The organism is Ruegeria sp. CG4 (genome assembly GCF_056537185.1).
The window spans coordinates 563,127-588,885 of the sequence record NZ_JBQFRB010000001.1; the positions used below are offsets into that span (position 1 = coordinate 563,127).

General features: G+C 58.3%; 26 protein-coding genes and 1 tRNA gene. 12 read left to right on the forward strand and 15 right to left on the reverse strand.

The features are described from left to right. The first annotated feature begins 4 nt into the window (after window positions 1-4). Window positions 5-979: an HAD family hydrolase gene (locus ACR0J2_RS02780; RefSeq protein WP_480811597.1), complete on the forward strand. Its 975-nt coding sequence runs from the start codon at window positions 5-7 to the stop codon at window positions 977-979. A 23-nt stretch (window positions 980-1,002) separates the two neighbouring features. After that, the gene (gene cls / locus ACR0J2_RS02785; protein WP_170614965.1) at window positions 1,003-2,415 is read left to right on the forward strand and encodes a cardiolipin synthase; all 1,413 of its coding nucleotides are present in this window, start codon (window positions 1,003-1,005) and stop codon (window positions 2,413-2,415) included. On the opposite strand, the gene ACR0J2_RS02790 is transcribed toward cls, so the two are convergent. Continuing rightward, a complete protein-coding gene (locus tag ACR0J2_RS02790) occupies window positions 2,395-2,844 on the reverse strand; it encodes an ion channel (RefSeq protein ID WP_170614964.1) in 450 nt (149 codons plus the stop codon). The two genes, cls and ACR0J2_RS02790, sit on opposite strands and share 21 nt — an antisense overlap. Window positions 2,845-3,025: 181 nt before the next feature. Between ACR0J2_RS02790 and ACR0J2_RS02795 the strand changes: the two genes are divergently transcribed. The 3 genes from ACR0J2_RS02795 to ACR0J2_RS02805 are packed head-to-tail and all read left to right on the forward strand — an operon-like array spanning window position 3,026 to window position 7,114. Then, complete coding sequence (locus ACR0J2_RS02795; RefSeq protein WP_480811598.1) at window positions 3,026-3,673, forward strand: ABC transporter ATP-binding protein; 648 nt, start codon at window positions 3,026-3,028, stop codon at window positions 3,671-3,673. Further along, entirely contained in the window at window positions 3,670-6,084 is a 2,415-nt protein-coding gene (locus ACR0J2_RS02800) for an FtsX-like permease family protein (protein WP_480811599.1), read from the forward strand. Before ACR0J2_RS02795 ends, ACR0J2_RS02800 begins: the two co-directional genes overlap by 4 nt. Beyond that, window positions 6,074-7,114, forward strand: coding sequence for a lipocalin-like domain-containing protein (locus tag ACR0J2_RS02805; protein WP_480811600.1), 1,041 nt, complete (start codon window positions 6,074-6,076; stop codon window positions 7,112-7,114). Before ACR0J2_RS02800 ends, ACR0J2_RS02805 begins: the two co-directional genes overlap by 11 nt. Window positions 7,115-7,126: 12 nt before the next feature. On the opposite strand, the gene ACR0J2_RS02810 is transcribed toward ACR0J2_RS02805, so the two are convergent. The 5 genes from ACR0J2_RS02810 to ACR0J2_RS02830 form a co-directional block, all read right to left on the reverse strand. After that, the gene (locus tag ACR0J2_RS02810; RefSeq protein WP_170677240.1) at window positions 7,127-7,558 is read right to left on the reverse strand and encodes a universal stress protein; all 432 of its coding nucleotides are present in this window, start codon (window positions 7,556-7,558) and stop codon (window positions 7,127-7,129) included. Then, window positions 7,555-10,164: a TRAP transporter permease gene (locus tag ACR0J2_RS02815; RefSeq protein ID WP_321252834.1), complete on the reverse strand. Its 2,610-nt coding sequence runs from the start codon at window positions 10,162-10,164 to the stop codon at window positions 7,555-7,557. Before ACR0J2_RS02815 ends, ACR0J2_RS02810 begins: the two co-directional genes overlap by 4 nt. 111 nt (window positions 10,165-10,275) lie before the next feature. Continuing rightward, on the reverse strand, window positions 10,276-11,244 hold the full coding sequence (locus tag ACR0J2_RS02820) for a TAXI family TRAP transporter solute-binding subunit (RefSeq protein WP_170614958.1): 969 nt from the start codon (window positions 11,242-11,244) through the stop codon (window positions 10,276-10,278). A gap of 254 nt (window positions 11,245-11,498) precedes the next feature. Then, entirely contained in the window at window positions 11,499-11,924 is a 426-nt protein-coding gene (locus ACR0J2_RS02825; protein ID WP_170677242.1) for a VOC family protein, read from the reverse strand. 31 nt (window positions 11,925-11,955) lie between these two features. Next, window positions 11,956-12,561 (reverse strand): rRNA large subunit pseudouridine synthase E, encoded by a 606-nt coding sequence (locus ACR0J2_RS02830; protein WP_480811601.1) that lies wholly within the window; start codon window positions 12,559-12,561, stop codon window positions 11,956-11,958. Window positions 12,562-12,776: 215 nt separating this feature from the next. Here ACR0J2_RS02830 and ACR0J2_RS02835 point away from each other — a divergent pair, with 215 nt between their 5' ends. Continuing rightward, window positions 12,777-13,364, forward strand: coding sequence for an HNH endonuclease (locus ACR0J2_RS02835; protein WP_170614955.1), 588 nt, complete (start codon window positions 12,777-12,779; stop codon window positions 13,362-13,364). A gap of 3 nt (window positions 13,365-13,367) precedes the next feature. Here the strand turns inward: ACR0J2_RS02835 and ACR0J2_RS02840 are convergent, their stop codons facing one another. Both ACR0J2_RS02840 and ACR0J2_RS02845 read right to left on the reverse strand, forming a co-directional pair. Next, window positions 13,368-13,832: a disulfide bond formation protein B gene (locus ACR0J2_RS02840; protein ID WP_480811602.1), complete on the reverse strand. Its 465-nt coding sequence runs from the start codon at window positions 13,830-13,832 to the stop codon at window positions 13,368-13,370. Continuing rightward, a complete protein-coding gene (locus ACR0J2_RS02845; protein ID WP_170614953.1) occupies window positions 13,829-14,407 on the reverse strand; it encodes a YqaA family protein in 579 nt (192 codons plus the stop codon). Before ACR0J2_RS02845 ends, ACR0J2_RS02840 begins: the two co-directional genes overlap by 4 nt. A 145-nt stretch (window positions 14,408-14,552) precedes the next feature. Between ACR0J2_RS02845 and ACR0J2_RS02850 the strand changes: the two genes are divergently transcribed. Next, window positions 14,553-14,638 (forward strand) — tRNA-Leu (locus ACR0J2_RS02850). A gap of 361 nt (window positions 14,639-14,999) precedes the next feature. Here the strand turns inward: ACR0J2_RS02850 and ACR0J2_RS02855 are convergent. The 3 genes from ACR0J2_RS02855 to ACR0J2_RS02865 form a co-directional block, all read right to left on the reverse strand. After that, on the reverse strand, window positions 15,000-15,215 hold the full coding sequence (locus ACR0J2_RS02855) for a hypothetical protein (protein ID WP_170677246.1): 216 nt from the start codon (window positions 15,213-15,215) through the stop codon (window positions 15,000-15,002). A 252-nt stretch (window positions 15,216-15,467) separates the two neighbouring features. Further along, entirely contained in the window at window positions 15,468-16,133 is a 666-nt protein-coding gene (locus ACR0J2_RS02860; RefSeq protein ID WP_480811603.1) for an alpha/beta hydrolase, read from the reverse strand. Continuing rightward, window positions 16,130-16,762, reverse strand: a complete 633-nt coding sequence (locus ACR0J2_RS02865; RefSeq protein ID WP_480811604.1) for a DNA-3-methyladenine glycosylase family protein — start codon at window positions 16,760-16,762, stop codon at window positions 16,130-16,132. The genes ACR0J2_RS02860 and ACR0J2_RS02865 overlap by 4 nt, the downstream gene beginning before the upstream one ends. Window positions 16,763-16,858: 96 nt before the next feature. Between ACR0J2_RS02865 and ACR0J2_RS02870 the strand changes: the two genes are divergently transcribed. Further along, window positions 16,859-18,085 (forward strand): MFS transporter, encoded by a 1,227-nt coding sequence (locus ACR0J2_RS02870; RefSeq protein WP_170805655.1) that lies wholly within the window; start codon window positions 16,859-16,861, stop codon window positions 18,083-18,085. 8 nt (window positions 18,086-18,093) lie between these two features. Here ACR0J2_RS02870 and ACR0J2_RS02875 read toward each other — a convergent pair whose 3' ends face one another. From ACR0J2_RS02875 to cysS, 3 genes are read right to left on the reverse strand one after another with little or no spacing between them, the layout of a single operon-like run. Continuing rightward, window positions 18,094-18,870, reverse strand: a complete 777-nt coding sequence (locus ACR0J2_RS02875) for a squalene/phytoene synthase family protein (protein ID WP_480812021.1) — start codon at window positions 18,868-18,870, stop codon at window positions 18,094-18,096. Between the two features lie 2 nt (window positions 18,871-18,872). Then, window positions 18,873-20,507, reverse strand: a complete 1,635-nt coding sequence (gene cimA / locus ACR0J2_RS02880) for a citramalate synthase (protein WP_480811605.1) — start codon at window positions 20,505-20,507, stop codon at window positions 18,873-18,875. Beyond that, on the reverse strand, window positions 20,507-21,904 hold the full coding sequence (gene cysS, locus ACR0J2_RS02885) for a cysteine--tRNA ligase (RefSeq protein ID WP_480811606.1): 1,398 nt from the start codon (window positions 21,902-21,904) through the stop codon (window positions 20,507-20,509). Before cysS ends, cimA begins: the two co-directional genes overlap by 1 nt. Before the next feature lie 66 nt (window positions 21,905-21,970). Here cysS and ACR0J2_RS02890 point away from each other — a divergent pair, with 66 nt between their 5' ends. The 3 genes from ACR0J2_RS02890 to ACR0J2_RS02900 all read left to right on the forward strand — a co-directional run bounded on the left by ACR0J2_RS02890 (window position 21,971) and on the right by ACR0J2_RS02900 (window position 23,028). Beyond that, on the forward strand, window positions 21,971-22,126 hold the full coding sequence (locus ACR0J2_RS02890; protein WP_480811607.1) for a hypothetical protein: 156 nt from the start codon (window positions 21,971-21,973) through the stop codon (window positions 22,124-22,126). Further along, the gene (locus ACR0J2_RS02895; RefSeq protein WP_170614945.1) at window positions 22,123-22,467 is read left to right on the forward strand and encodes an MmcQ/YjbR family DNA-binding protein; all 345 of its coding nucleotides are present in this window, start codon (window positions 22,123-22,125) and stop codon (window positions 22,465-22,467) included. Before ACR0J2_RS02890 ends, ACR0J2_RS02895 begins: the two co-directional genes overlap by 4 nt. Before the next feature lie 261 nt (window positions 22,468-22,728). Beyond that, on the forward strand, window positions 22,729-23,028 hold the full coding sequence (locus ACR0J2_RS02900; protein WP_480713511.1) for an aminotransferase class I/II-fold pyridoxal phosphate-dependent enzyme: 300 nt from the start codon (window positions 22,729-22,731) through the stop codon (window positions 23,026-23,028). 217 nt (window positions 23,029-23,245) lie between these two features. On the opposite strand, the gene ACR0J2_RS02905 is transcribed toward ACR0J2_RS02900, so the two are convergent. After that, window positions 23,246-23,764 carry an outer membrane protein gene (locus ACR0J2_RS02905; protein ID WP_480811608.1) on the reverse strand — a complete coding sequence of 173 codons (519 nt, stop codon included), beginning with the start codon at window positions 23,762-23,764 and terminating at the stop codon, window positions 23,246-23,248. A gap of 426 nt (window positions 23,765-24,190) precedes the next feature. On the opposite strand from ACR0J2_RS02905, the gene ACR0J2_RS02910 reads away from it, so the two are divergent. Further along, entirely contained in the window at window positions 24,191-25,735 is a 1,545-nt protein-coding gene (locus ACR0J2_RS02910) for a trimethylamine methyltransferase family protein (RefSeq protein WP_480811609.1), read from the forward strand. Window positions 25,736-25,759 lie beyond the last annotated feature (24 nt).

A 25,759-nucleotide genomic window follows, 5' to 3' on the forward strand; every position in this document is an offset into this window, starting at 1 on the left:
TGTAATGCTGCGATTGTCTGCCATCGTCTTTGCCTTGACCATTCCTGTCACCGGCAGTGCTGATCCCCTGCCAAGCTGGCAAGACACCGAGACCCGCGATCAGATTATTTCATTTGTAGAATCGGTAACGGATCCGTCCGGGCCAGCATATGTCACTCCTGCCGACCGGATTGCTGTTTTCGACAATGATGGCACCCTTTGGGCCGAGCAACCTGTGTATTTTCAGTTTATTTTCGCTATGGACCGTCTGGCCGAAAAGGCCGAACAGGATCCCTCAATCCTTACAACACCCATCCTGAAAGCAGCAGCGCAAGGAGATCTGGCGGCTGTCCTGGAAGGTGGACATGATGCTTTGATCGAAGTCGTCAACGCCTCGCATTCGGGCATGACCGTCGCCGAGTTTCAGGACACGGTCGCACAATGGCTCGACGAGTCTCGCCATCCGCAAACTGATCTCCGCTATGATCAGATGACCTATCAACCCATGATCGAGCTGCTGCGCTACCTGCGTGATGAAGGGTTCAAGACATACATCGTTTCCGGCGGCGGCCTTCATTTCATGCGTGTTTTTGCCGAAAGCGCCTATGGCATTCCGCCCTGGCAGGTCCTCGGCACATACGGCAATACCAGCTATGAAACGGTCGATGGCTCACCAGTTCTGGTCAAGGCACCGGGCATCGCCTTTATCGACGACAAGGAAGGCAAGCCAATCAACATCGAACGCACAATCGGCAAACGCCCGATTTTGGCAGGAGGAAACTCGGACGGAGATTTCGCCATGATGGAGTGGACGACGTCGGGCGAAGGACCACGACTGGGCATCCTGATACATCACACGGATGACAAACGCGAATGGGCATATGACCGCGAAAGCCCGATTGGGAAACTGGCCGACGGTCTGGACAAAGGGCCCGGGATGGGATGGGTCATTGTTGATATGGCGCAAGACTGGTCGCGCATCTACACTGGGGCGAACTGAACAGGTTCGGAGCTTTCAACCTCATGTGGACACTGCTTGTTTCCGCGTTTCTGATATTTCTCTACGTCACCGCTGTGGTGTTCTCGATACGGGCTGCACAGACGGCCCGCACGCCACAAGGTGCGGTCGGCTGGGTGGTTTTTCTGATCGCAACCCCCATGCTCGCAGTGCCAATGTACCTGTTTCTGGGTCATCACCGATTTCGCGGATACCGCATTGCCCGAAAGGAAAGTGAACGGGTTGTCGAAGGCATCAAGACCTTTGCAGACTTCTCAAAGCCGGACAGAGAAAGCATGCAGATCAATCCGCGCCCCTTCGAAGCCTTGGCGCATCTGCCGGTGTCCCGTGGCAATGGCGCGTCGTTGCTGATCGACGGTCAGGCGACCTTTGACGCAATTTTTGAGGCAATCGATGCCGCCAAGAATTATGTCCTGATCCAGTTCTACATCGTACGTGATGACACGTTGGGCCAGCAATTAAAGGATCGGCTGGTTGCGGCGGCGGAACGTGGCGTGCACGTACGCTTCCTGACCGATTCCGTGGGCAGCTATGGCCTGCCCACCGCATATCTTGAATCGCTGCAGCAAGCAGGAATAGATGTCGCAAACCCCAAGGAACGCCGTGGTCCAAAGTTCCGGTTTCAGTTGAATTACCGCAATCACCGCAAAACTGTAATCATTGATGGCGAGACCGGATTTATAGGCGGGCATAATGTCGGCGTGGAATATCTGGGTCAGAACGCGCATTTTGGCCACTGGCGCGATACGCATGTCCGGATTACCGGTCACATCGTTCGCCAGTTGCAACTGATCTTTACCGAAGACTGGCACTGGGCCCATGAAGAGGACCTGATCGACCATCTGGATTGGGCCGGCAGTGAATCCGATCAGGACATGAACGCCCTACTGGTTGCCACCGGCCCGGGGGACGAGACCGAGACCGGCGCGATGATGTTCTTTGCCGCCATCGCCGAGGCGAAAGAGAGATTATGGATCGCCTCGCCGTATTTCGTCCCGGACATTGACATCATGACGGCCCTTCAACACGCCGCCCTGCGCGGCGTGGACGTGCGGATTCTGGTCCCTGACATGATCGACCATCGCCTGCCTTGGCTTGCAGCCTTTGCCTATTTCGACGAAATCCGTGACTGCGGCGTACGTGTGTTTCGATATGCCGACGGGTTCATGCACCAGAAGGTTTTTGTGGTCGATGACACTCTGGCGGCGGTGGGAACGACCAATCTGGACAATCGGTCCTTCCGTCTGAATTTCGAAGCGATGGCCCTGTTTTTCGATGCCCGCGCCGCTGAAGCCGCCGCAAGTATGCTACGCACCGACTTTGAGAAAAGTTACGAACTGACCCGCACCCTGCAACAACAACCGGCACATATCCGCTTTGGAGCACCTCTGGCGCGTCTATTCGCCCCTATCCTTTAACAACAGCTCCTCCTGAAAAACCCGAGTCATCAACGCGACCATGAAAGCGGTGGACAAGCCAAACGCCAAAAGGCCGGTCACGGATGCGAAGGCCCCGAAGATACGCAGTTCTTCACCCAGAACGATGTCGCCGTATCCAAGCGTCGTGAACGTCACCAACGAGAAGTAGAGAGCCGAGTTCCAGTCGGGCAAGACATCACCAAAGACCCAGACAATGGCCCAAAGCCAGACTTGAAGGGTGTGAATCAGAACAATGAACACCAGCGCCACGCTGATCGGCGCGGCAGTGGTGAAAAAGCGGTGCGTGTCCTGCCACTTTTCAGTCAGTTTTTCAATCAACTGCGTGCACCATGTCAGCAAAGCAATCTCGATCAGAAAGCATATGCCCAGATAGATGCTGCCCCAGATGATCTGGTCGGATAAGGACATCCGCTCTCGCCTCGTGCCGAAGGGTGAAACCGTTGGCACAGCATGGACTTTTGCCCGGCCGGGAACAACCCCGGCCATCGACCAGTGCCACACCTGCGGCGAAAGGAACCGGGAAAGCATGCGCACTGGACACTGGCGCGTGCCGTTGCACATTGTGACAGGAACCAGTCAGGACGCCCGGATGTTGCTTGTAGTTGATCAGGTCAGGAAATCGTACCCAGGTGGCCGCCCGGTTCTGAATGGCGTTTCTCTGTCACTTGATGCGGGCCAGACTCTGGCGCTGACTGGGGAAAGCGGCAGCGGCAAAAGCACCTTACTGAACCTCGCTGCGGCGTTGGACAGCTTTGACAGCGGCGAAATCATTCTGGACGGCACCACGCTGTCGGCGCTGGACGATCCGGGGCGCGCCGCATTGCGGTGCGACAGTGTCGCGCTGGTTTTTCAGCAGTTCAACCTGATTCCTTCGCTGACCGTTGGGCAAAACCTGTCCTTTCACGCCCGGCTGGCCGATCGACACGATCCGGACTGGATAGCGCATCTGGCCGACAGGCTGGGGCTGACCGATCTGATGCACCGCTATCCGGAATACTTGTCCGGCGGACAGCAACAAAGGGTCGCCATAGGGCGCGCATTGGGCGTTCGGCCCAAGCTTTTGCTGGCGGATGAGCCAACGGGCAATCTGGACGAGACCGCCAGCGCGGCGGTGCTGGATCTGATGCTGTCACTGGTCGCAGATACTGGAACGGCACTGCTGCTGGTTACCCATTCCCATGCCATTGCCACGCGTCTCGACCGGCACGCACACCTTGCGGGCGGACACATCGCATGACCCTTGTGGTCGTTCAGGCGCTATGGTCTCACTGGCGCAGGCATCTGTTGCAACTGGCAACGCTGCTGATTGGAATTGCGCTGGCAACCGGTCTTTGGTCAGCAGTGCAGGCCATCAATGCCGAGGCGCGGGCCAGTTATGATCGCGCCAATTCACAACTGGCAATTGGCCAGTATGACATTCTGAGAAACCCGGCGGGCCCGATCCCCATCGAACGCTATGTCGCGCTGCGCAAGGCCGGGTGGCAGGTTGCAGCGGTTCTGGAAGGGCCGTTACGCATCGCTGATCGAACGCTGCGCCTGATGGGCGTGGACATGATCTCCTACCCCGCCCTGCCCGCAATTACGCAGGCAGAACAAAGCGCCGAGCCGCCCGAACCGGTTGACGTGCTGACAGCCCCGGGTGTGCTTTTGATCTCGCCGGTGTTGGAACCTCTGATTGCTGAACACTCCGGACTGCCCAAAGCGATCACAAGCGCGTCTCTGCCGCCGGACGTTATCCTGACCGATATCGGCGTTGCCGAGACCCTTTTGAACAGACGGGGTGAAATAAGCCGGTTGGTCATATTGCCCGTTCAACCCCGCACGGTCCCGCCTTTGTCGGAACTCGCGCCCGAACTGGAACGGATCAGTCCGTCATCGCAGCTGGACACCGCGCAACTGACCGAGAGCTTTCATCTCAACCTTTCGGCCTTTGGCCTGCTGTCTTTCGCCGTGGGTCTGTTCATCGTTCACGGTACGGTTGGACTGGCCTTTGCCCAGCGACGCGGCATGATCCGGACTTTGCGGGCCTTGGGCGTCTCCATGCGTCGATTGGTTTGCCTGATCTTCGCGGAGTTGACCATGCTTGCTCTGGTCGGCGGCGGGCTGGGCCTTTTGCTCGGCTTCTTTCTGGCGGGTGCACTACTTCCTGACGTGGCAGCCACCTTGCGCGGTTTGTATGGCGCCCCTGTCAGCGGACAGTTGTCGTTGCAGCCTCAATGGGCCGCTGCAGGCATCGCCATGGCCGTTGCCGGAACGCTGATGGCCAGTGGACACGCGCTATGGCGACTGTCTCGAATGCCGCTTCTTGCGGGTCCGGGCCTGCAGGCGTGGGGCAAGGCCACAAGCTCACGCCGGATTGCGGGCTTCACCGGCCTCGGGTTGATCGTTGCGGGCTGCCTTGCCTTGTTGGTTTTCCCCGGGCTGATCGGCGGGTTTGCCCTGTTGGCTGGTATCCTGACCGGATCGGCCCTGCTGCTGCCTGCGTTTCTTTCAGCAATCATTCATGTCCTTGAGCGCAAGGCCCGCAGTCCTGTTGCGCAATGGGTCTGGGCGGACATGAGGGCGCAGCTTCCCGGCCTTTCACTAGCCTTGATGGCTTTGCTGCTGGCGTTGGCCGCGAATATCGGTGTCGGGACGATGGTGTCCAGCTTTCGGCTGACATTCACCGGCTGGCTGGATCAGCGCCTGACGTCCGAATTGTACGTCACCGCCATAGACGATCAACAAAGCCAAGCGATTGTCGATTGGCTCGCCCCACAGGTGGATGCCATTCTTCCGATCCGCCGGGTCGAACTGCCCCATGAAACTGGTCCCTTGTTCCTATACGGTGTGATCGATCATGCGACATACCGGAAGCACTGGCCGCTGATCGCTTCGTCGCAGGATGTCTGGGATCGCGTCATGGCCGGAGAGGTTGTTCTGATAAACGAGCAACTGGCCCGCCGTTCCGATCTGTGGCCCGGAGATCAGTTGGCCCTAACACCCGGTCGGGTGTTGGAAGTTGCCGGTGTCTATTCCGACTACGGCAATCCGACGGGTCAGGCCATCGTGTCGATGGAACAGCTTAATGCCATCGCGCCCAATACACCGGCTCGGCGTTTTGGTGTCCGCGTTTCCCCGGAAGCCGCAGGTCAGCTGGCGCAGGCGGTCCGGCACCGTTTCGAACTACCGCGCGAAAGCGTTGTCCAACAGGCAGCGATGAAGGCGCAATCCATAACTGTGTTCGAGAAGACATTCGTTGTGACTTCGGCGCTGAACATTCTGACACTCGGCGTTGCCGGATTCGCCATCCTGACCAGCCTTCTGACATTGTGGACACAACGGCTGCCGCAGATCGCGCCGGTCTGGGCCCTTGGGCTGAGCCGCGCGCACCTGGCCCGGCTGGAGTTGCTGCGCAGCGGGCTGTTGGCCATCCTGACGGCCTGCCTGGCGCTGCCGCTGGGCCTTGTTCTGGCTTGGGTTCTGCTGACTGTCATCAATGTGCAGGCTTTTGGCTGGCAGTTGCCGATGTTCCTGTTCCCAAGGGAATGGCTGGGTTTGTTTGGATTGACCGTTGTCGCCGCGCTTGCCGCCGCTGCCCTGCCCGCCTTGCGCTTGCTGCGCCTGCCCCCGGCGGATCTGCTGAAGGTGTTTGCCAATGAACGTTAGGACCTGGCTTTTCGTGTTGTTATTGGCGCTTCCCTTTCCGGCTTTGGCACAGGGCTATGCCGGGTTGGGCGGCTCCGCCGAGGGCTTTGATGTTCCTGAACCCGGCTACCAATTCAATTTCCCGCAGGATCACGGCCCGCATCCGTCCTTTCGCATCGAATGGTGGTACCTGACGGCAAATCTGCGCGGTGAAGATGGACTGGATTACGGTGTACAGTGGACCCTGTTTCGCTCAGCGCTGAAACCGGTTAAAACTGGTGGTTGGCAGAGCCCTCAGATCTGGATGGGGCACGCCGCTGTCACAACGCCCGATACCCACTATTTTGCCGAGCGCCTGTCGCGTGGCGGTATCGGGCAGGCCGGGGTTTCCTCGCACCCCTTCGAGGCATGGATTGACGAGTGGCGAATGGGTGGTCCGGACCTGAATACCCTGTCGTTGACAGCAAATGGCGAAACCTTTGGATATGACCTGTCGCTGACAGCCGATGGACCGCTGGTTTTTCACGGTGAGGATGGGTATTCAGTCAAATCCGCAGATGGTCAGGCCAGCTACTACTATTCTCAGCCCGCCTACACGGTCCGGGGCACACTGCACTTGCCGGACCGGGATGTGGAAGTCACCGGTCAGGGGTGGCTGGATCGCGAATGGTCATCGCAACCTTTGGCTGCGGACCAAACCGGCTGGGACTGGTTCTCGCTCAGCTTTGACGGTGGCGACAAGCTCATGGCGTTCCGTCTTCGCGGCGCGCGCGGAGACTTCACCTCGGCCACTTGGATCGGCGCGAACGGGGAGGCAAACAGCCTGCCGAATGGGTCTGTTTCAATGACGCCGCAGGAAACCGCAATCATCGCAGAACGCGATGTTCCGGTTCGGTGGCGTGTCAGGTTACCGGATCGTGACCTAGATGTCGAAGTATCGGCCCTGACACCAAAGGCGTGGATGGGCACCCGGTTCGAATACTGGGAAGGCCCGATCAAAATAAAAGGCACCCACGAAGGTCGCGGGTACCTTGAGATGACAGGCTACTGAAGCAGCGCTGACCTAGCGGACGACATAAACTGAAACGTTCGCGTGCCGCACGACGCGGGCGGCATTGGGCCCCAGCAGATAGTCCTTGAGATCGGGCTTATGCGCGCCGATCACGATCAGATCGCTGCCCGCGCTTTCTGCTGTCTTCAGGATTTCCTGATAGGCCGTTCCGGTTGCCACCACGTGACGCACTTTTTCGTTGCGTTCTTTGCCTAATGTAGCCTCGCACATTTCCGACAATCTGGCATGGGCGTCCTGTAGCGCCTTTTCGTGATGGTCGGGTTCGAAGAAGCCGGACACCCAGGTTTCACCAAAATCCGGAACGATCGACACGACATCCAGTTGCGCGCCCTCCATCTCGGCCAGCGCCCCGGCTTTTTTCAGGACCGGGACATCCAGATCCCCGTTGCTGATATCAACAGCGCAAAGAACAGAACGTGTCATGCGGGCACCTCTTGTCTTGCGGCGCGGCCGCGTTGCAGGAAGGCGATCAGACCCAGCAGGATCATCGCCGGGATGTAGACCAGTTGTTTCGGCGGCTGGCTGGACGGCAGACTGACCGAGGACAGGCGCACGGCCTCGTCCCCGTAATAGTCGAAATTGCCCAGATCATCCGCCACTGGCGAGCCGAACAGGGGTTCTTCCAGTTTGACCAGCCCGTCTTCTTCGATCAGCAGCAAGCCCATCGCCTCGACACGCGCGGCACCGCCTTCTTCACTGCCGACCGGGACGACGATGGTTGTGTCAACCATCTGCAAGGTGTCGAAATCCGGCCCGCTGATGACCATCCGAACCTCGGTTCCCGGTGCAGTTTCACCCATCGCCTCGACAAACGCGGAAGGTTCGACCGTTTCGAATGGCGGTGAAAAGCGATCCATGAAGAAGTCCGGCCGGAACAGAGCGAAGGCCACAAAGATCAGCGCAACGCTTTCATAGATGCGGCTGTGGGTCAGGAAGTACCCCATCGTGCCAGCCGTAAATACGAGGATCGCTATCGTCGCAAATATCGCCACGATAATGCCTTCGACCCAAGTGACATCGATCAACAGAAGATCGGTGTTGAAGATGAACACGAATGGCAGGGCCACCGTGCGCAAGCTGTAGAAGAACGCGGTGAATCCGGTCTTGATTGCGTCGCCCCCCGACACGGCGGCAGCGGCAAAGCTGGCCAGACCAACCGGCGGCGTCACGTCGGCCATGATGCCGAAGTAGAACACAAACAGGTGCACGGCGATCAACGGTACGATCAGGCCGCTTTGAGCGCCCAGTTCAACCACGACACCCGCCATCAGCGAGCTGACGACGATGTAGTTCGCCGTGGTTGGCAGGCCCATGCCCAGGATCAGGCTGAGTAGCCCCACCATCACCAGCATCAGGATCAGGTTGCCGCCCGAAAGGAACTCGACCAAGTCAGCCATGACCTGTCCGACACCCGTCAGGGTCACAGTCCCCACGATCACACCCGCAGTGGCCGTGGCCAGCGCGATGCCGATCATGTTGCGCGCACCGTCGATAAGGCCCTGCCACAGGTCAGCAACTCCTTCCTTGAATGTCGCGGACATGTTGGTTTGTCCCCGGAACAGCGCTTTGAGCGGTTTCTGCGTCAGAAGGATCACAAACAGCAGTGCCGTGGCCCAGAAAGCCGACAGACCGGGCGACTTCTGTTCGATCATCAGGAAATAGACCAGAACGATGATTGGCAGAAGGTAATGCAGACCTGCCTTGTAAATCTCGCCAATGACCGGCAGCGTGACTTCCTTGGCATTGGGATCATCAGGCTCCAGATCCGGAACCTGCGCCGCCAGATACAAAAGGCCAACATAGATCGCGCAGACAATCAGGCTGAGGATAAGCCCGGCTTGCGTCGGCACCCAGCTGGTCACGGCATCGACCGGAAATTGCGAGCCATAGCAGAGCCCGGCAAAGATCAGGAAGAAGGACAGCATCCCGACTACGGTTCGCGCCAGATGCACGTCGCGGTCGCCCAGCGTGGGCATGTTCCGCTTCACCGCCTCAAGATGGACGATGTATACTAGTGCGATGTAGGAAATCGCGGCAGGCAGGAACGCGTGGGTGATCACCTCGACGTAAGAGATGCCCACATACTCCACCATCAGGAAGGCTGCGGCCCCCATCACGGGCGGCATGATCTGACCATTGACCGAACTGGCGACCTCGACCGATCCGGCCTGTTCGCTGGAAAAGCCGACGCGCTTCATCAGTGGGATGGTGAATGTGCCGGTGGTCACGACGTTGGCGATGGACGAGCCAGAAATCAGGCCGGTCGCCGCCGAACCCACCACGGCCGCCTTGGCCGGGCCACCGCGCAGGTGGCCAAGCGCGCCAAAGGCCATTTTGATAAAGTAGTTCCCTGCCCCGGCCTTATCCAGCAATGCACCGAACAGCACGAACAGGAACACGAATTTCGTCGAAACACCAAGGGCGATGCCGAAGACACCTTCGGACGTGATCCACATGTGGCTCATCGCCTTTTTGAGGCTCGCGCCTTTCCAGCGGATTACTTCGGGCACCCATTCCGACGAGCCGAAGAACACATAGGCAAGAAAGATCGTGGCAATGATCGCCATCGCCGGGCCAAGCGCGCGGCGCGCGGCCTCGAACAGCAGCAACAGACCACCCAGAGCGACCCATTTGTCCGTGTCGTCTGCCAGACCGCCCGCATTGACGATCTTGTCGTAGAAGAAGAAACCGTAAAGCGCGACAAACGCGCCCAGAATTCCCATGATCCAGTCCTGGATCGGGATGTAGTTTCTAGGGCTGGATTTCAGCGCAGGATAGGCCGCGAAGGCCAGGAACATCGCAAAGGCAAGATGGAACTGCCGTGCGTTATTCACAATGCTGCCGGGAAGAACGTAGTTTGCGATCGGTGACGCCAGAAGCACCTGAAAAATCGACCAGATCGCGGCAACAATCGCCAGAAATAAGCCTACGTTTCCGGCTGGATCACGGGCCCCTGCATCCGAAGATGCGACCAATTCCTGAAGTTCTTCTTCGGATAGCGGACGATTGCCCTGCTGATCAGCGCTCATCAAATCTCTCCCCGTTCAGCGGCCGATTTCCGGCGCGGTTTTTTGTTCCGGTGTTTCACCGGTTGAAAAACGAGGCGCCGAAAAGCGCCTCGTCAAAATGTTTAGGACGGATTACTGAATCCAGCCTTTTTCTTTGTAGTACTTCTCGGCACCCGGATGCAGCGGAGCCGACAGGCCGTCCGCAATCATCTCTTCCGGCTTGAGGTTGGCAAATGCCGGGTGCAGCTTTTTGAAGTCATCGAAGTTCTCGAAGACCGAGCTTACAACTGCATATACAGCGTCTTCCGACACGTCAGCCGACGTTACGAATGTCGCGCCCACACCGAAGGTCTGGGTGTCGCCATCCGATCCACGATACATCCCGCCGGGGATGGTAGCGGTACGATAGAACGAGTTGTTTTCAACCAACTTGTTGACCGCATCGCCGCTGACATTCACCAGAACCGAGTCGCAGGCGGTGGTTGCTTCCTGGATCGAACCCGACGGGTGGCCAACAGTGTAGACCATCGCGTCAATCTGGTTGTCACACAGGGCAGCAGACTGTTCGGCTGCCTTCAGCTCGGTTGCCAGCTCGAAATCGCCGGTGGTCCAGCCCATCTCGCCCAGAAGGACTTCCATGGTGCCGCGCTGACCTGAACCGGGGTTACCGATGTTGACGCGCTTGCCCTTCAGGTCCTCGAAGTTGGTGATACCGGAATCAGCCCGCGCAACAACGGTGAACGGCTCGGGGTGAACCGAGAATACGGCGCGCAGGCCTTCGAACGGGCCAGCCTCTTCGAATTTCGAGGAACCGTTATATGCATGGTACTGCCAGTCGGACTGGGCCACACCAAACTCCAGCTCGCCTTCGCGGATGGTGTTGATGTTGTAGACCGAACCGCCGGTCGATTCGACCGAGCAGCGTACCCCGTGTTCCTTGCGGCCCTTGTTCACCAGACGGCAGATCGCACCACCGGTCGGATAGTACACGCCGGTCACGCCACCGGTGCCGATTGTGATGAATTCCTCCGCAAAAGCAGCAGGCGCCATCAGCGCAGCGGTTACAAGCGCGCCGAGGCCCAGTTTGCTGTTGTTTTTCATTTTCGTGATCTCCCAAATCTTTATTGTGGTCGGAAGATCCGTAAACAACCCCTCCTAAGAGCTTGTCAACACAGCAAGTTCCCCCGTCGAAAAAACGGGTTCACGCACCTGAATTTCAAAAATCTCCCAACACTTACGACGTTTCATTCCAATACATCGCTTGTCAACCCCCACGTCCCGCAAGCCCGTGCAAAGCCGCATATCTGACGGTGTTCCCCGAACTTTCCCCCCGAACAATCCGAGGACAGTCCCGTTCAGCCCCACAGATGCGGTTCCGCAAACTCGACCGAATTGCCAGCCGGGTCCCGCACATACAGCGAACGGGCCCCGTTCGGCCAATCAAACTCGGCATCCAGCGGTACGTTCCAGTCAAGCAGATGCTTACGCATTGTGTCCATTTCGACCCGCGATAGGGCAAGGCACACATGCCCCGGCCCGCGCGCGCCATGCGGCGGCACCGGCAAGTCAGGATTTCGCGGTGCTTGTTCCGTTTCCTCGGCGTTGAACAACAACAACACGGAACGGCCCACGCGGAAGAACACGTGCCGATTGTCCACGCGCTGGATTTTCTCCAACGCCAGAATGTCGCCGTAAAAACGCTCTGCCGCGTCCAGATCATTGACGTAAAGCGCCGCCTCCAGAACTGCCGACGGGCGCGGTATGTCCGGTGTGACTTTCATGAGCCCAGTGTACCTCAGGCCCTGCCTTCTGTCACCGTCGCGGTCTGCGGTCTCTCTTTCGTTGAGGTGCTGCGGAAACCTCAGGCATGGGCAGGCTTTCCCATTGCCCCGGCTGCAATCCCTCCAGCGTCCAATCCCCGATGCGGGCCCGAACAAGACGCAATGTGGGATGTCCGACCGCTGCCGTCATCCGGCGCACCTGCCGATTGCGCCCTTCGCGCAGGGTCAGTTCGATCCAGCAATCAGGAACCGTCTGACGCACCCGGATTGGCGGCGTCCTGGGCCAAAGACTTTCCGGTTCGTCAATCACCCGCGCCTTTGCGGGCCGGGTTGGCCCATCATTCAGTTCGACCCCTTCGCGCAGCGCCTTCATCGCGGCAGCGTCCGGAATACCCTCGACCTGAACCCAGTAGGTCTTGGGCATCTTGTGTTTCGGGTCGGAAATCTGCGCCTGCAGCTTTCCGTGATCCGTCAGCAGCAGCAAACCCTCACTGTCCCGATCCAGCCGCCCGGCCGGATAGACACCGGGCAGATCGATGTAGTCGGACAGCGTGCTGCGCGGCGAATCTCCGTTCGCCCTGTCGGTAAACTGCGGCAGGACATCGAAAGGTTTATTGAAGCGAATGAACCAGGACATGAACTACGCCATAGCGCGCAGAAACTACCTAGCGCAAGCTGTGGATAACTGTCACGCGATTGTTACGGATTCGCATTAATCAATCCCCGAGATATTGTGGAAAATCAGGGCTTGTCAGAGTTTTAACACGATATATAGTTAAGTTAAGGCCGGGGCGGGTGTTCCCCGCTCTGATGTCAAAAAACGGGCAGTGCAGAGCGAGGAGCGATTCTGTTATGGACGGAGACTTCAGGACCGAATTTGTCAGGGAACCCGGTGCACTCAGGCGTCATCCGGCACTGGTCCTGAACGCCGATTATCGCCCCCTGTCCTATTATCCTCTGTCTCTTTGGCCATGGCAGGAGGCGATCAAGGCCGCCTGGCTGGATCGGGTCGACATCGTGGCCGAATATGACGAAGTTGTCCGCAGTCCCAGTACCGAGATACGAATACCTTCGGTCGTTGTCCTGAAAGACTATGTAAAACCCAGAAAGCGCGTGGCCTTCACGCGCTTTAATTTATTTCTGCGGGATGAATTCTGTTGCCAGTACTGCGGCAGCCGAGGCGACCTGACTTTTGACCACGTTGTTCCGCGCGCGGCGGGCGGCGTGACCAGCTGGCAGAACGTGGTGGCAGCATGCAGCCCATGTAACCTGCGAAAAGGGTCAAAATCGCTGCGGCAAGCTGGCATGTCTCTGCGCAAGCCACCCCGCCAACCCGATGCCGAGGCACTGCGCAATATCGGGCGCAAGTTCCCGCCCAACCATCTGCACGACAGCTGGATCGACTTCCTGTATTGGGATGCGGAACTGGATCAGATCTGACGTTTACCGGGCCCGCCACGCTGCAAGCCAGACCAGAACCAGACCGGCCGACAATACGGCATTCCATCCTGCCATGGACAGACCAAGCATTTCCCACGGGATGTCGTCACAGCGCACCAGCGGCGCGTTCATGATCTGATCCATCAACTCGGTCGTCGACAACCCACCAATGTCGCTGGACGTGCAGCTGCTGGGACCTTCCCACCACTTCTGCTCGACGCCGGCGTGATAAACGCCGATACCCGCCGTGGTCGCGGCGGCCAAAGCCCCCAGAAGCGGCAGAACCGTGACCCGTGGCACAGCAATCGCCACGGCACCAATCAACGCTGCGGCGGCGTGCGGATACCGCTGCCAAATGCACATCTTGCAGGGTGCCAACCCGCCAAGGTACTGGAATCCCCATGCCCCCAACAGCAAGGCGACAGACCCAGCGGCCGCAATCAGCACTAATCTGTTTCGGTTGGTCATAGGTACTTCACCGCGAAAAATCCGCCGAACAACAGCAAGATGAACAGGGTAAACATCAAGCCCAGGCGCTTTTCAATGAAATCGCGGATCGGCTCTCCGAACCCCCACAATAGCCCTGCAACAACAAAGAACCGCAAGGCCCGTGCCAGAATTGAGGTCGCAACAAACGTCCCAAAGGGCATCCCGGTCCAGCCGGACATGATCGTGATGACCTTGTAGGGGAATGGCGTAACACCTGCGGTCAGCACAGCCCAGAATCCGAAATCGTTGAAACGCTCGTTGAACTCTTCCATGGCATGGCCTTTGCCCATCGCCTCAAGGACCGGTTGGCCGATGCTTTCATAGAAGAAGGCTCCGATCGCGTATCCCAGCATCCCCCCCAGCACCGACGCCACGAGGGCAACGGTCGCGATGAGCCATGCCCGCGACGGCCGCGCCAGGATCATTGGAATCATCAGCACATCCGGCGGGATCGGAAAGAACGAGCTTTCCACAAATGCCACAATGGCCAGCGCCCAAAGAGCATGCGGATGTTCGGCCAGACGGATGGTCCAGTCATAAAGGGATCGCAACATAAAACACTAAGGTCCAAATCTCACACCCGGCAAGGCAAACCATGCACCCATCGGGGCGTCAACCGTTCAAAGGCAAACAATCCGGATACTGGTTGTTTTTTGCCTCTGGACCTTCCCCGCGTTGGGCGATAATCCAGTGTTCGTGGCCCAAGTGGCGGAATGGTAGACGCAGGGGATTCAAAATCCCCCGCCTTCACGGGCGTGAGAGTTCGAGTCTCTCCTTGGGCACCACCAGCCAAAGAACGATAGTACCGACCAGGAATTATCCATTAGGATATTTGCGTATTATCCTGTTCCTTAAAGATAAATTCCGGAAGCCACTTCATCATACAAGTGTTCGCCTGAACGTAAATATAAGAGACCGAAACACTTCCAACCCGACTCGCATCTACCGTCAGCAGTTAGGTTGCTGGTAACGAGCTTACCCACATAATCGGATTCAGCAACCAAAACACTAGGTGGCCGGTGTAGAGTGGAAAGAAACAAGAAAATGGGATGAACAAAGTGTATTATGCGAGTTCACCTTGGGCCGGACGAACTGTTTCCAAACGACTGACAATGAGCTTCCCAAAACTCTACAGAGGGTTTTGCGCTAGCTTTGCCGTTTTCGGCTCAGAAGACCGTATTTGACAGCCCAGGCCCGAAAGGATCGGCGTTTTCCACCCTCGCGTTTCACAGCTTGCTTTGAGTGCGCACCTCCCATTCTGTTGAACTCGAAGACATCAATAATGCGTTCGGCGCAGCCACAAGCCTCGCCCATCCCGACTTTGGCGAAGTAGAACTTTTCAAAGGACTCCGGATTCTTCATGGCAAACCTCCCTGACCTCATTGAAGCGCGTCTATTGGGGTTTGCCAAATCACTTCTTCGCGGCTCAAGGCGCGAATAATTGACTGTTAGGCTTTGATCCGCGAGGTGTGATCGCCCAGACAAAGCAGTGGCATACAAAACGCAGCTAATCTGCAAAGCAGGATGGTTCCATGCAGCCGTGTTGCAATCTCAGAAAACTGGGGGCGGAGAAACCCCGCGCCCACTACTTCGTTATTTGGCTCTCAGAAAGGCTCACAAGCTCAACTTGTCGCGCATGAACGCCAAGGCCACGCCAAGGCCGTCAGGATCAATTCCGTGGCCCGTGCCCTTCATGACATGTGCGTAAATCTCTTTGAAGCCAGCCCCTTGCAAAGCTTCCGCGGCCTCGGGAAGCGATTGCGGAGGCACGACATCATCAGAATCGCCGTGGACCAGTAGAATCGGCATGCGGCTGACGGTCTCCTCGGCCAGCATGTCAGGCTCCAGCAACCGGCCCGAGAAGGCCACGATACCGGCAACCGGGTCTTCGCGCCGGGGTGCAACGTGCAAACTCATCATGGTGCCTTGTGAAAAGCCGAACAAAACCAATTGTTCCGGCAACAGATCCTCATCCACCATCAAAGCGTCAAGAAAGGCGTTGAAATCCTCAACCGCCATCGCCATGCCCCTGCGTGCCTCTTCTTCGGACGAGCCGTCAATCCAGGGGATCGGAAACCACTGATACCCGTTGGGCATGCCGGGGATCTGTTCGGGTGCATCAGGGGCCACAAACAGCGTGTCAGGCAGATGGTCACCCAGCACGTCCGCCAGCCCCAAAAGGTCAGCCCCGTTGGCACCATAGCCGTGTACGAACACCACAACCGAGCGTGTGTCGCCCGAGACCGGCTCTTTCCGGAGCGCATTCAAAACCCGTGTCATCTGATCCCTTCTCGTTCTTTCGCGACCCGGTAATAGGCCCACAAAACCCGCGCCGCAACCGACCGCCACGGTGACCAGGCTTCGGCCATTTGACGCAACTCCTTGTCCGTTGGGCGTTTTGGCAGGTCGTACAGAATTCGCGCAGCCTCCTGCAATGCCAGGTCCCCAGGCGCGATCACGTCCGCGCGGCCCAGCGAGAACATCGCGTAGATCTCGGCGGTCCAGACGCCGACGCCAGGCACTTCGGTCAACGTGGCCACAACATCCGCGTTAGGAGCATCGCGCAATGCCCTGTAATCAATACGTGCTTCGGCCAGCGCGCGGGCGTATCGGATTTTCTGACGGCTCAGCCCCACGGCGCGCAGATCGTCATCGGTCGCCCACATGATCTTGCGCGGTCCAGTGAGCTTGGCATCCTGCAGCCGTTTCCAGATCGCATTGGCCGAAGCCACGCTGACTTGCTGGCTGACAATCGCACTAAGCAGCTGCGCAAATCCATCCGGGCGACGACGCAAGGGCAATGGCCCGGTTTGGTCCATCGCGTAGGCCATGCGCGGACAGGTTTCTGCCAGCCACCCTGCCCCTTCGGCAACGCATTCGGGCGTTTCGATGATGCGTCCGACGGACATGGCCTCTCCATAGTGTGATACGGGCCGCACGTTAGGCACATATGCCGCATATGCAACCCGCTTGTGTGCCGGGGATTTCACCGATACCCATGCCCCATGACGATGATCACTGCCTCTCCCGACAATTCTCAGGCCAAACGCAACGTAGCGGTTCTGGTTGCCGCGCAGGCCATTCTGGGCGCGCAAATGCCGATGATGTTCATTGTCGGCGGGTTGGCGGGGCAGTCGCTAGCCAGCAACCCCTGCCTTGCAACATTGCCTATCTCACTGATCGTGCTGGGGTCGATGCTGGCCGCCACACCGATCTCGGCGATCATGCAGAAATGGGGTCGCCGGGTGGGTTTTCTGGTTGGTGCGACTGCCGGAGCTTGTGGTGGCGTTGTCGGGGCGTACGGCCTGTACCTGGGGTCTTTCCCGATCTTCCTGCTGGGCAGCCTGTTGACCGGTATCTATATGAGCGCACATGGCTTTTACCGTTTTGCCGCCGCCGATACTGCGTCAGACGGCTTTCGTCCGAAGGCGATTTCCTACGTCATGGCCGGTGGGCTTGCCGCTGCAATCATAGGACCCCAGATCGTCAAGCTGACGGCGCAAGCGTATGTCATTCCATTTCTCGGCACCTATCTGGCCGTGATTGCCGTAAACGTATTCGGGTCGGCCCTGTTCTTTTTCCTCGATATTCCCACACCGGAAAAACCCGCCGAAGACGCGCCGAAGGGCAGAACGCGGATCGAAATGCTCCGGACGCCGCGCATTGCGGTGGCGGTGATTTGCGCCATGGTGTCCTATGCGCTGATGAACCTTGTAATGACATCCACTCCACTGGCGGTTGTAGGTTGCGGTTTCAGCCCGAATGATGCGGCGGATATCGTGACCAGCCATGTTCTGGCGATGTATGTCCCCAGCTTCTTCACCGGCCAACTGATAGCACGGTTCGGGGTTGAAAAGATCGTCGCGCTCGGGCTGGCCATTCTGGCAGCGGCCGGCGTCGTTGCCCTGCAAGGCGTTGAGCTTGGCAATTTCTTTGTTGCCCTGATCCTGCTCGGGATCGGCTGGAATTTCGGCTTTATCGGCGCGACCAGCATGCTCGCGGACTCGCACGACGTAAACGAGCGTGGACGGATGCAGGGACTGAACGATCTGCTGGTATTTGGCGGTGTTACTCTGGCGTCGCTGGCATCGGGTGGATTGATGAACTGTTCGGGCGGTTCACCGGTCGAGGGGTGGACGGCCGTCAATCTCGCCATGATCCCATTGTTGACGCTGGCCGGTGGCGCATTGTTGTGGCTGGTTCTGAAACCGGCCGAGGCCGAAACAGCCTGATCGGCGCATTACCAGCGACCGCTGACGGACCGCCACATCAGTGACGCGCGGCGCCTGACTTCCCCTTGCCACAATGTGCCATTGGCGACGCGTTCAGGCTGTGCCAGCGCCTGCTTCAACACCCAGTCCGCCTGCCATCCCGCAAACAACGCGGGTCTGGCCTGCACTGAAACATCCGCCCGCCTTGCGCGCGCGCTGTTCAGCCGATCCAGCCCAGCCTGCGCCAATGCGCGTACGGCATCGGGTGTTCCATTCAACAAAGGAATGCGGCCGCGCGCCTCAAGCTCGGGGATGGCGCGGAACCAGTTGGCGACCCCGACGCCATAGCCAAAATCGCGCAAAACGGCTTCATCTGCAGCGCCAAGCGCCTGCGCTGACGCGACCATCAATGTCCCCGCACTCTGGTCGATATAGGTATCGAAGTGCTCTTCATCTTCGAAAGGGTCTTTGTAGATATCCCAACGCCTTACCGCCACATATTCATCCATATCCGAGGCCAGATGAGGGTTGAGAACCCTGGATAGCGGCGTCACGACCTCATGCCGTCGCACCGTCGGGCCTTGGGCGATTTCCTGAAGCGCATCTCGCCACCATTGCAGGCGCATTTCCGCGATCATCGGCTCTTGCGTCACCCACGGCGCCCTCGCAACTTCGACATTCAGTGCGTAGATAGGAAACAGGACCGCGCGTGCAGGAACCGGGGCAGCCATTGCCGCCATGAATCGATCCGGATCCGCCCGGTGCACCAGTTGCGCACAGGCCTTGAGATCGTCGTCGAATTTCACGCTCACTCAGCCGCTTCCGAACGCGGATTGCAGTCGCGTACCAGTTTCCACTGGATCGCATCCAGCAGCGCCTCAAACGAGGCATCAACTATGTTGGCACTGACACCAACAGTTGACCATCGACGTCCTTGCCCGTCTTCGCTGTCGATGATGACCCGCGTGACCGCCTCGGTGCCGCCCTGAGTAATGCGCACCTTGAAGTCCACCAGATGCATGTCATTCAGTATCCGCGAATACTGACCCAGATCCTTGGCCAACGCCTTGGCGAGGGCGTTGACCGGGCCCCGGTCGCTGCCGTCGCCGTCCAGCGATTCACTGACCGACAGTTTCTTTTCCCCGTCGACCTTCACAACAACGACGGCCTCGGAGAGGCTGACCATCTTGTTGTATTTGTTCTTGCGCCGCTCAACCGTGACCTTGTAACGCTTGACCTCGAAGAACTGAGGCAGTTGCCCCAGTTCCGCCCGGGCCAGCAATTCAAAGCTCGCCTGCGCGGTGTCGTAGGAATACCCGACCGCCTCGCGCTGCTTGATCCGCTCCAGTATGCGCCCCAGCGCCGGATCGCCGGCTTCGACCGTCAGCCCGGCTTCGGTCAGGCGTTTGCGCAGGTTCGATTGCCCGGCCTGGTTCGACATCGGAATGATGCGCGAATTGCCAACAGTCGCCGGGTCGACATGTTCATAAGTCGACGGGTCCTTAAGAATCGCGCTGGCATGCAGCCCTGCCTTGTGCGCGAAGGCCGAGGCCCCGACATAAGCCGATTGCTTGCTGGGCACCCGGTTCAATATGTCGTCCAGCATCCGGCTGATCCGCGTCAGACCTGACAAGGCTTCGCGACTGACACCGACCTCATAGGCCGAGGCATAGGGTTCCTTCAGCAACAGGGTCGGAATCAGAGCAGTCAGATTGGCGTTGCCGCATCGCTCGCCCAATCCGTTCAGCGTACCCTGTATCTGGCGCGCGCCTGCATCTACCGCGGCCAGCGAACAGGCCACCGCGTTTTCCGTGTCGTTATGGGTGTGAATACCCAGACGATCCCCAGGCAGCCCGGCGGCAATCACCTCGGAAACGATGCGCCCGACCTCCGCAGGCAAGGCACCACCATTAGTGTCACACAACACAACCCAGCGCGCACCGGCGTCCAGTGCTGCGCGACAAACCGAGATCGCATAGTCCGGATTGTCCTTGTATCCATCAAAGAAATGCTCGGCATCGAACAAAGCCTCGCGACCCTGCGCCACGACATGCGCGACCGAGGCCCGTACGTTCTCGGTGTTTTCCGCAAGGTCGATGCCAAGCGCGTCGGTCACGTGATAATCATGTGATTTCCCCACCAGACAAACCGCCTGCGTTCCCGCATTCATCACCGCCGCCAGAACGTCATCATTGTCTGCGGACCGACCCGAGCGTTTGGTCATCCCGAACGCGGTCAGACAGGCCGAAGTCTTTGGTGCCACATCGAAAAACGCACTGTCCGTCGGGTTGGCACCCGGCCAGCCGCCTTCGACATAGTCAATCCCCAGCGCATCCAGCGCCTGCGCGATCTGGACCTTTTCAGCGGTCGAGAACTGAACGCCCTGTGTCTGCTGCCCATCGCGCAGGGTGGTGTCATAAAGATAGAGCCGTTCCTTGGTCATCACACACCTTCCAGCTTGGATGCATCAAAGCCCGCGCCGGGGACCAGTTCGACACCGTCCTTACTCATCCGAACTTCAATGCCTGCGGAAACGTACAAGGCTTTCAGACGATCCACTTCAGCGAAATCCTTGCTCTGCATGGCAGCAGCCCGCGCCTGAACAAGCTTTTCGGCATGGCCGGACAAATCGACGCTATCTGTATGCGCCCAGTCCCCCATCTCATCCGTCAGAAGCCCAAGAAGACGGGCACCAGCCAACAGACCAGCAGCGTCCCCGTTCGCTGCGAGCCGGTGCAGTTCCGCGACGGCACCCGCAGTATTCAGATCATCGGCCAGCGCCTCCACAAACGCGGGTGTCACGCTGCCGGCGGGCTCGATGCCCGCTGTCAGCGTCCGCCATTTGCGCAGCGTCCCCCCGGCCTCGCGCGCCTTTTTCTCCGTCCAGTCCATGGGCTTGCGGTAGTGAGTTTGCAGGAACACAAAGCGGATCACCTCGCCCGGCACACCCTGCTCCAGCAGATCATGTACGGTAAAGAAATTGCCCAGAGATTTGGACATTTTCTTCCCTTCGACCTGCAACATCTCATTGTGCAGCCAGACCCTTGCGAACTCACCATGCGGATGCGCGCACTTGCTTTGGGCGATTTCGTTCTCATGATGCGGGAACATCAGGTCATTGCCGCCCCCATGAATGTCGAAGCTTTCGCCCAAGAGTTCATAAGCCATGGCCGAGCATTCGATATGCCATCCCGGACGTCCACGGCCCCAGGGTGACTCCCAACCAGGCAACTCATCGGTCGAGGGCTTCCACAGCACAAAATCCATCGGATTCTTCTTATAGGGCGCAACCTCGACACGCGCGCCTGCGATCATGTCGTCGACCGACCGCCCAGACAGGTTTCCGTATTCTTCCTTCCAACTGTCCACCGCGAACAGCACATGACCTTCGGCGGCATAAGCGTGCCCCTTTGCGATCAGGTCTTCGATCATTGCAATCATCTGCTCGACAAATTGTGTCGCTCGCGGCATCTCGTTCGGCTCCAGCGCCCCCAGGGCGCCCATGTCGTGCAGATACCAGCCGATGGTTTCATCCGAACGCTCCTGCACCAACTGCTCAAGCGACCCGAACGCGCCTGCCTGCTTTCGGGCCAGCGCCGTCGCATTTATCTTGTCATCCACATCCGTGAAGTTGCGCACATAGGTCACGTGTTCCGGGCCGTAGACATGGCGCAGCAATCGATAAAGCACATCGAACACCACCACGGGCCGGGCATTGCCAAGATGCGCGCGGTCATAGACGGTCGGGCCGCAGACATACATCCGCACATTGTCGGCATCGATCGGCACGAAATCTTCCTTCGTCCGCGTCCGTGTGTTGTGCAGTCTGATGGTCGTCATCTGGTGGGCTCCTAAGAAACAGCAATAGCTTGCGCGTTGGCGCGGGCTTAGCAACTTGTCTCAGGGATGAAAACGAAAGAAACCGGCCCGCTTGAGAAATCAGCAGGTAATGCAGCAGATAATGATGCAGGTTATCCGGTTCATGAGGACCGATTACCACGTAAAACACGTCAAGCCAAGGCTTGTGATCGCGCGTATGACGGGGCACTCTGCCTTGTATGAGCCGAGATCTCGTGAACTCCATATGCCGTGACCTACCCGGAGCGGAAGTGTCCGACCCCTGGGGTGGCGGTCATGACGCGTGGAAGATTGGCGGCAAGATGTTTGCCTGCATTGGCACGGCGGGCACCGGCGTTTCAGTAAAAACCCCTGATGTCGACACTGCGCAGATGCTGATCGAAGCGGGCGTCGGCACCAAAGCGCCCTATTTCCACCGCAGCTGGTTGCTGCTGCCATGGGAAACGGATGCCGACGAGATGCGCCACCGACTGACCGCTTCCTATGACATTGTGCGCAAATCGCTTACCAAAAAAGTACAGGCTGAGTTGCCACCTCGTAGCTGATTGACAATACAACGCCATTCAGACCCAGCCGAAAAACGAGTTCCCGCCAAGCGCAGAACGGAGCGATACCGCAGCCGACGGGGGCGTTGTCCTTGCAGATCAACCTTGCCCACCAATCCAACCGGAGCGGTCTTTTCCGCCGACCCGTTTCAAGGCATCTCTGGTATTTGCCGAACACGCGACCTTTGACTGATTTCGGACGAAGTCGATGATACTCAGGTTTGGGGTGGCGTCCATATTTCGCCTCGTACTGAGCCGGGTATGGCCGAACGCATCTTGGTCGTCGGCTCAGTGTCCAAATCACATATTACGACAGGCTCGCGCCGCAGTTGGATCGTCGAGATTGAAGACGTCAACTCCCAACTGGTTAATCTGGCAACACACACCATGAATGGTGTTCCCGGGTCTATTCAGGACGCCGCGAGTATTGCGTTGAACTCGGGCAGTGATATGAAACAGGAATTCTCGGAACTCGTCCGCAATCGGCGAACCTTGGCTATCAAACTGTTGAGCACTCGGAACGTTGTCAGGCTGGTGCCCAAACAGGGGACATGTATTTGATGCTGAATGTTCGTATCAACAGGCGAAGTGGTGAGGCATTTGCAATGGCGCTGCTCGAAACGCATTCCATTGCGGTGAGGCAAGGTGAGAGCTTGGGCAGCGTTGCGGCTGGTTACATCCGGGTTGCGATGACGATCGAAAACGACCTCTTCATTGCAGCGCTGCAAACACTGCTTGATTTGGCAATGAACGCTCCCGGGATAAGCCGAACCAGTGATCAGAACCGGAAGGTCGTCCGCAGATTGAAAGTGTTGGCGCCGAGACTGCCATTTGATCGGGTCACATTGTCAAAATTCTGACGTAGCGCCTCGCCACTGATGATAAATCTGTCATTGACCGGATAGGCAACGCCAATTCCGTAGACCGCCGCCGTGTCATTGTCGGCGGAGGTATCGATCCGTGCGGCCCCGACCACCACATACCCCAGCGCCGGTCCGAAGTCGTACCCGCCGCGCAGTTTCAGCCGTGTCAGACTGTCTAATGTCCCTTCCCCCTGACCGAGGTTCAGCGACAGGTGATTGTATTCCAGTTCGCTTCCCAGAACGAAGCTTCCGAAATCGTGGTCATAGCCGACATGGAGTCCAAAACTGGAATCGTCACCGCTGGATCCGTTGGGGCCGTCCGCTTCAGTATACCCAAAGCTGAATCCTGCATAACCCCCGGTCCAATCCTCGGCGACTGCCGGGACGGCGCTTAACATTGTCACTGCGACAATGAGGGCCGTGGTGAATTTCATTCACGTCTCCAACATGTTACAGCCCCGATGAGCGGGAATTTCGGGGCGCTTACAAACCATTTACCCGAACATTGGGTCCGAGAACTGATATTTCAATTCTGACAACAGACAGGTTAATAAATAGTGACCCGACTATATCAGATTTCCACCCGAACGGGAAGAAATCTCACGCTGAAACCCTTTCGACAAAGAAAGGGAGCAATGGCGACCTATTTCTAAGTTTGGGTCGCAAACAGGACAGATCATGTCGCCAGGTGAAGGATAACTACGGCCAACGTAAGAGGTCCGCATGAAAAGCGACTACTGGAAAATCCGCTTGATCAGCCGCACCATTGGTGCGGATCGCGGACGTGCGGCGCGGGGAAGGCCATTCTGAGGGTGAATTAAGCCACTCTTCAGGAACAGCTCTTAACCCGGACCAAACACATGAACGACCAAACCCGTACTTCCTCTCGCAGCGGCGGACGCTCCGCGCGCCGTGCCGCCCGTGCCTCTGCCCTGCCCGATCACCTGCGCCCCGTGCGGCCCGGAATGGAGGGCGGCACCCTGAACGTGCTGACTCAGGCACAGTTGGAACGCATTCACGAAGCTGCGCTGACAGCGCTGGAAACGATTGGCCTTGCGGATGCGCCGCAAAGCGGGATCGATTATCTTGTTGCCGCAGGCTGTACCCTGGGTGATGACGGTCGCATCCGGTTCCCGCGTGCGCTGGTGGAAGATACCATCGCCAAAGCCAATCGTTCCGTGACGCTTTACAGCCGGGATGGAAAGACCGATCTGGAACTGTCAGGCACGCGTGTTCATTACGGCACGGCCGGCGCTGCTGTCAGCATGGTCGATGTACATGGTCAGGAATACCGCGATTCGACCGTGCAGGATCTGCATGACGCATCACGCATCTGCCAGCAGCTTGACAACATTCACTTTGTGCAGCGTCCGATGGTTTGCCGCGATATTGCGGACAACCTTGAGATGGATCTGAACACGGTCTACGCCACGACCTCGGGCACGTTCAAACATATCGGCACATCCTTTACCGAACCCAGCCATGTGGCCCCGGCGATAGAAATGCTGCACATGATCGCGGGCGGCGAGGACAAATGGCGCGAGCGGCCGTTCATGTCCAACTCGAACTGCTTTGTCGTTCCGCCAATGAAATTCGCAACGGAAAGCTGCGAAGTCATGGAAGAATGCATTAAGGCCGGGATGCCGGTCCTGCTGCTGTCGGCGGGAATGGCCGGGGCAACTGCGCCCTCGACGATTGCGGGCGCAATCACTCAGGCAACGGCGGAATGCCTGGCCGGTCTGGTTTACGTCAATGCCGTCAAACCCGGTGCGCCAGCCGTTTTTGGCACCTGGCCCTTTGGTCTGGACTTGCGCACCGGCGCGATGTCCATCGGTTCGGGTGAACAGGCCCTTCTGACCGCAGGCTGCGCCCAGATGCACAGGTTCTACGACATTCCGGGCGGTGCCGCCGCCGGAGCATCGGATGCGAAACTGCCGGACATGCAGGCCGGGTGGGAGCAGATGTGCTCGAACGTTATGGCCGGATTGTCGGGCCTGAACATGGTCTACGAAGCGGCTGGAATGCACGCCTCATTGTTGGGCTTCTGCTTCGAAAGCCTGATCCTCAGTGATGACCTGATCGGCCAGGCGCAGCGCTGCGTGCGCGGGATCGAAGTGACGGACGAAACTTTGGCGCTGGACCAGATGGCGGCCGTCTGCATGGGCGGACCGGGTCACTATCTTGGCACGGATGCAACGCTCAGCCGCATGCAGGCAGATTATGTCTATCCGACCTTCGGAGATCGCTCCTCACCCAAGGAATGGGTGGAACTCGGCAAACCTGATCTGATTGAGAAAGCGATCAAGCGAAAAGAGGAAATCCTGTCAGCACCGTCGCCGGCACAATTCGACCCGCTGTTGGATGCTGAACTTCGAAGCAGATTCAACATTCACTTGCCGAGATGAGACACTGAAAAGCGGCCTGAAATG

Excerpts from the sequence above, each read along its gene's own strand:
- ACR0J2_RS02780 (WP_480811597.1), top strand. The coding sequence starts at position 5 with ATGCTGCGATTGTCTGCCATCGTCTTTGCCTTGACCATTCCTGTCACC.
- cls (WP_170614965.1), top strand. The coding sequence starts at position 1,003 with ATGTGGACACTGCTTGTTTCCGCGTTTCTGATATTTCTCTACGTCACC.
- ACR0J2_RS02790 (WP_170614964.1), bottom strand. The coding sequence starts at position 2,844 with ATGTCCTTATCCGACCAGATCATCTGGGGCAGCATCTATCTGGGCATA.
- ACR0J2_RS02795 (WP_480811598.1), top strand. The coding sequence starts at position 3,026 with ATGTTGCTTGTAGTTGATCAGGTCAGGAAATCGTACCCAGGTGGCCGC.
- ACR0J2_RS02800 (WP_480811599.1), top strand. The coding sequence starts at position 3,670 with ATGACCCTTGTGGTCGTTCAGGCGCTATGGTCTCACTGGCGCAGGCAT.
- ACR0J2_RS02805 (WP_480811600.1), top strand. The coding sequence starts at position 6,074 with ATGAACGTTAGGACCTGGCTTTTCGTGTTGTTATTGGCGCTTCCCTTT.
- ACR0J2_RS02810 (WP_170677240.1), bottom strand. The coding sequence starts at position 7,558 with ATGACACGTTCTGTTCTTTGCGCTGTTGATATCAGCAACGGGGATCTG.
- ACR0J2_RS02815 (WP_321252834.1), bottom strand. The coding sequence starts at position 10,164 with ATGAGCGCTGATCAGCAGGGCAATCGTCCGCTATCCGAAGAAGAACTT.
- ACR0J2_RS02820 (WP_170614958.1), bottom strand. The coding sequence starts at position 11,244 with ATGAAAAACAACAGCAAACTGGGCCTCGGCGCGCTTGTAACCGCTGCG.
- ACR0J2_RS02825 (WP_170677242.1), bottom strand. The coding sequence starts at position 11,924 with ATGAAAGTCACACCGGACATACCGCGCCCGTCGGCAGTTCTGGAGGCG.
- ACR0J2_RS02830 (WP_480811601.1), bottom strand. The coding sequence starts at position 12,561 with ATGTCCTGGTTCATTCGCTTCAATAAACCTTTCGATGTCCTGCCGCAG.
- ACR0J2_RS02835 (WP_170614955.1), top strand. The coding sequence starts at position 12,777 with ATGGACGGAGACTTCAGGACCGAATTTGTCAGGGAACCCGGTGCACTC.
- ACR0J2_RS02840 (WP_480811602.1), bottom strand. The coding sequence starts at position 13,832 with ATGACCAACCGAAACAGATTAGTGCTGATTGCGGCCGCTGGGTCTGTC.
- ACR0J2_RS02845 (WP_170614953.1), bottom strand. The coding sequence starts at position 14,407 with ATGTTGCGATCCCTTTATGACTGGACCATCCGTCTGGCCGAACATCCG.
- ACR0J2_RS02855 (WP_170677246.1), bottom strand. The coding sequence starts at position 15,215 with ATGAAGAATCCGGAGTCCTTTGAAAAGTTCTACTTCGCCAAAGTCGGG.
- ACR0J2_RS02860 (WP_480811603.1), bottom strand. The coding sequence starts at position 16,133 with ATGACACGGGTTTTGAATGCGCTCCGGAAAGAGCCGGTCTCGGGCGAC.
- ACR0J2_RS02865 (WP_480811604.1), bottom strand. The coding sequence starts at position 16,762 with ATGTCCGTCGGACGCATCATCGAAACGCCCGAATGCGTTGCCGAAGGG.
- ACR0J2_RS02870 (WP_170805655.1), top strand. The coding sequence starts at position 16,859 with ATGACGATGATCACTGCCTCTCCCGACAATTCTCAGGCCAAACGCAAC.
- cimA (WP_480811605.1), bottom strand. The coding sequence starts at position 20,507 with ATGACCAAGGAACGGCTCTATCTTTATGACACCACCCTGCGCGATGGG.
- cysS (WP_480811606.1), bottom strand. The coding sequence starts at position 21,904 with ATGACGACCATCAGACTGCACAACACACGGACGCGGACGAAGGAAGAT.
- ACR0J2_RS02890 (WP_480811607.1), top strand. The coding sequence starts at position 21,971 with ATGAAAACGAAAGAAACCGGCCCGCTTGAGAAATCAGCAGGTAATGCA.
- ACR0J2_RS02895 (WP_170614945.1), top strand. The coding sequence starts at position 22,123 with ATGAGCCGAGATCTCGTGAACTCCATATGCCGTGACCTACCCGGAGCG.
- ACR0J2_RS02900 (WP_480713511.1), top strand. The coding sequence starts at position 22,729 with ATGGCCGAACGCATCTTGGTCGTCGGCTCAGTGTCCAAATCACATATT.
- ACR0J2_RS02905 (WP_480811608.1), bottom strand. The coding sequence starts at position 23,764 with ATGAAATTCACCACGGCCCTCATTGTCGCAGTGACAATGTTAAGCGCC.
- ACR0J2_RS02910 (WP_480811609.1), top strand. The coding sequence starts at position 24,191 with ATGAACGACCAAACCCGTACTTCCTCTCGCAGCGGCGGACGCTCCGCG.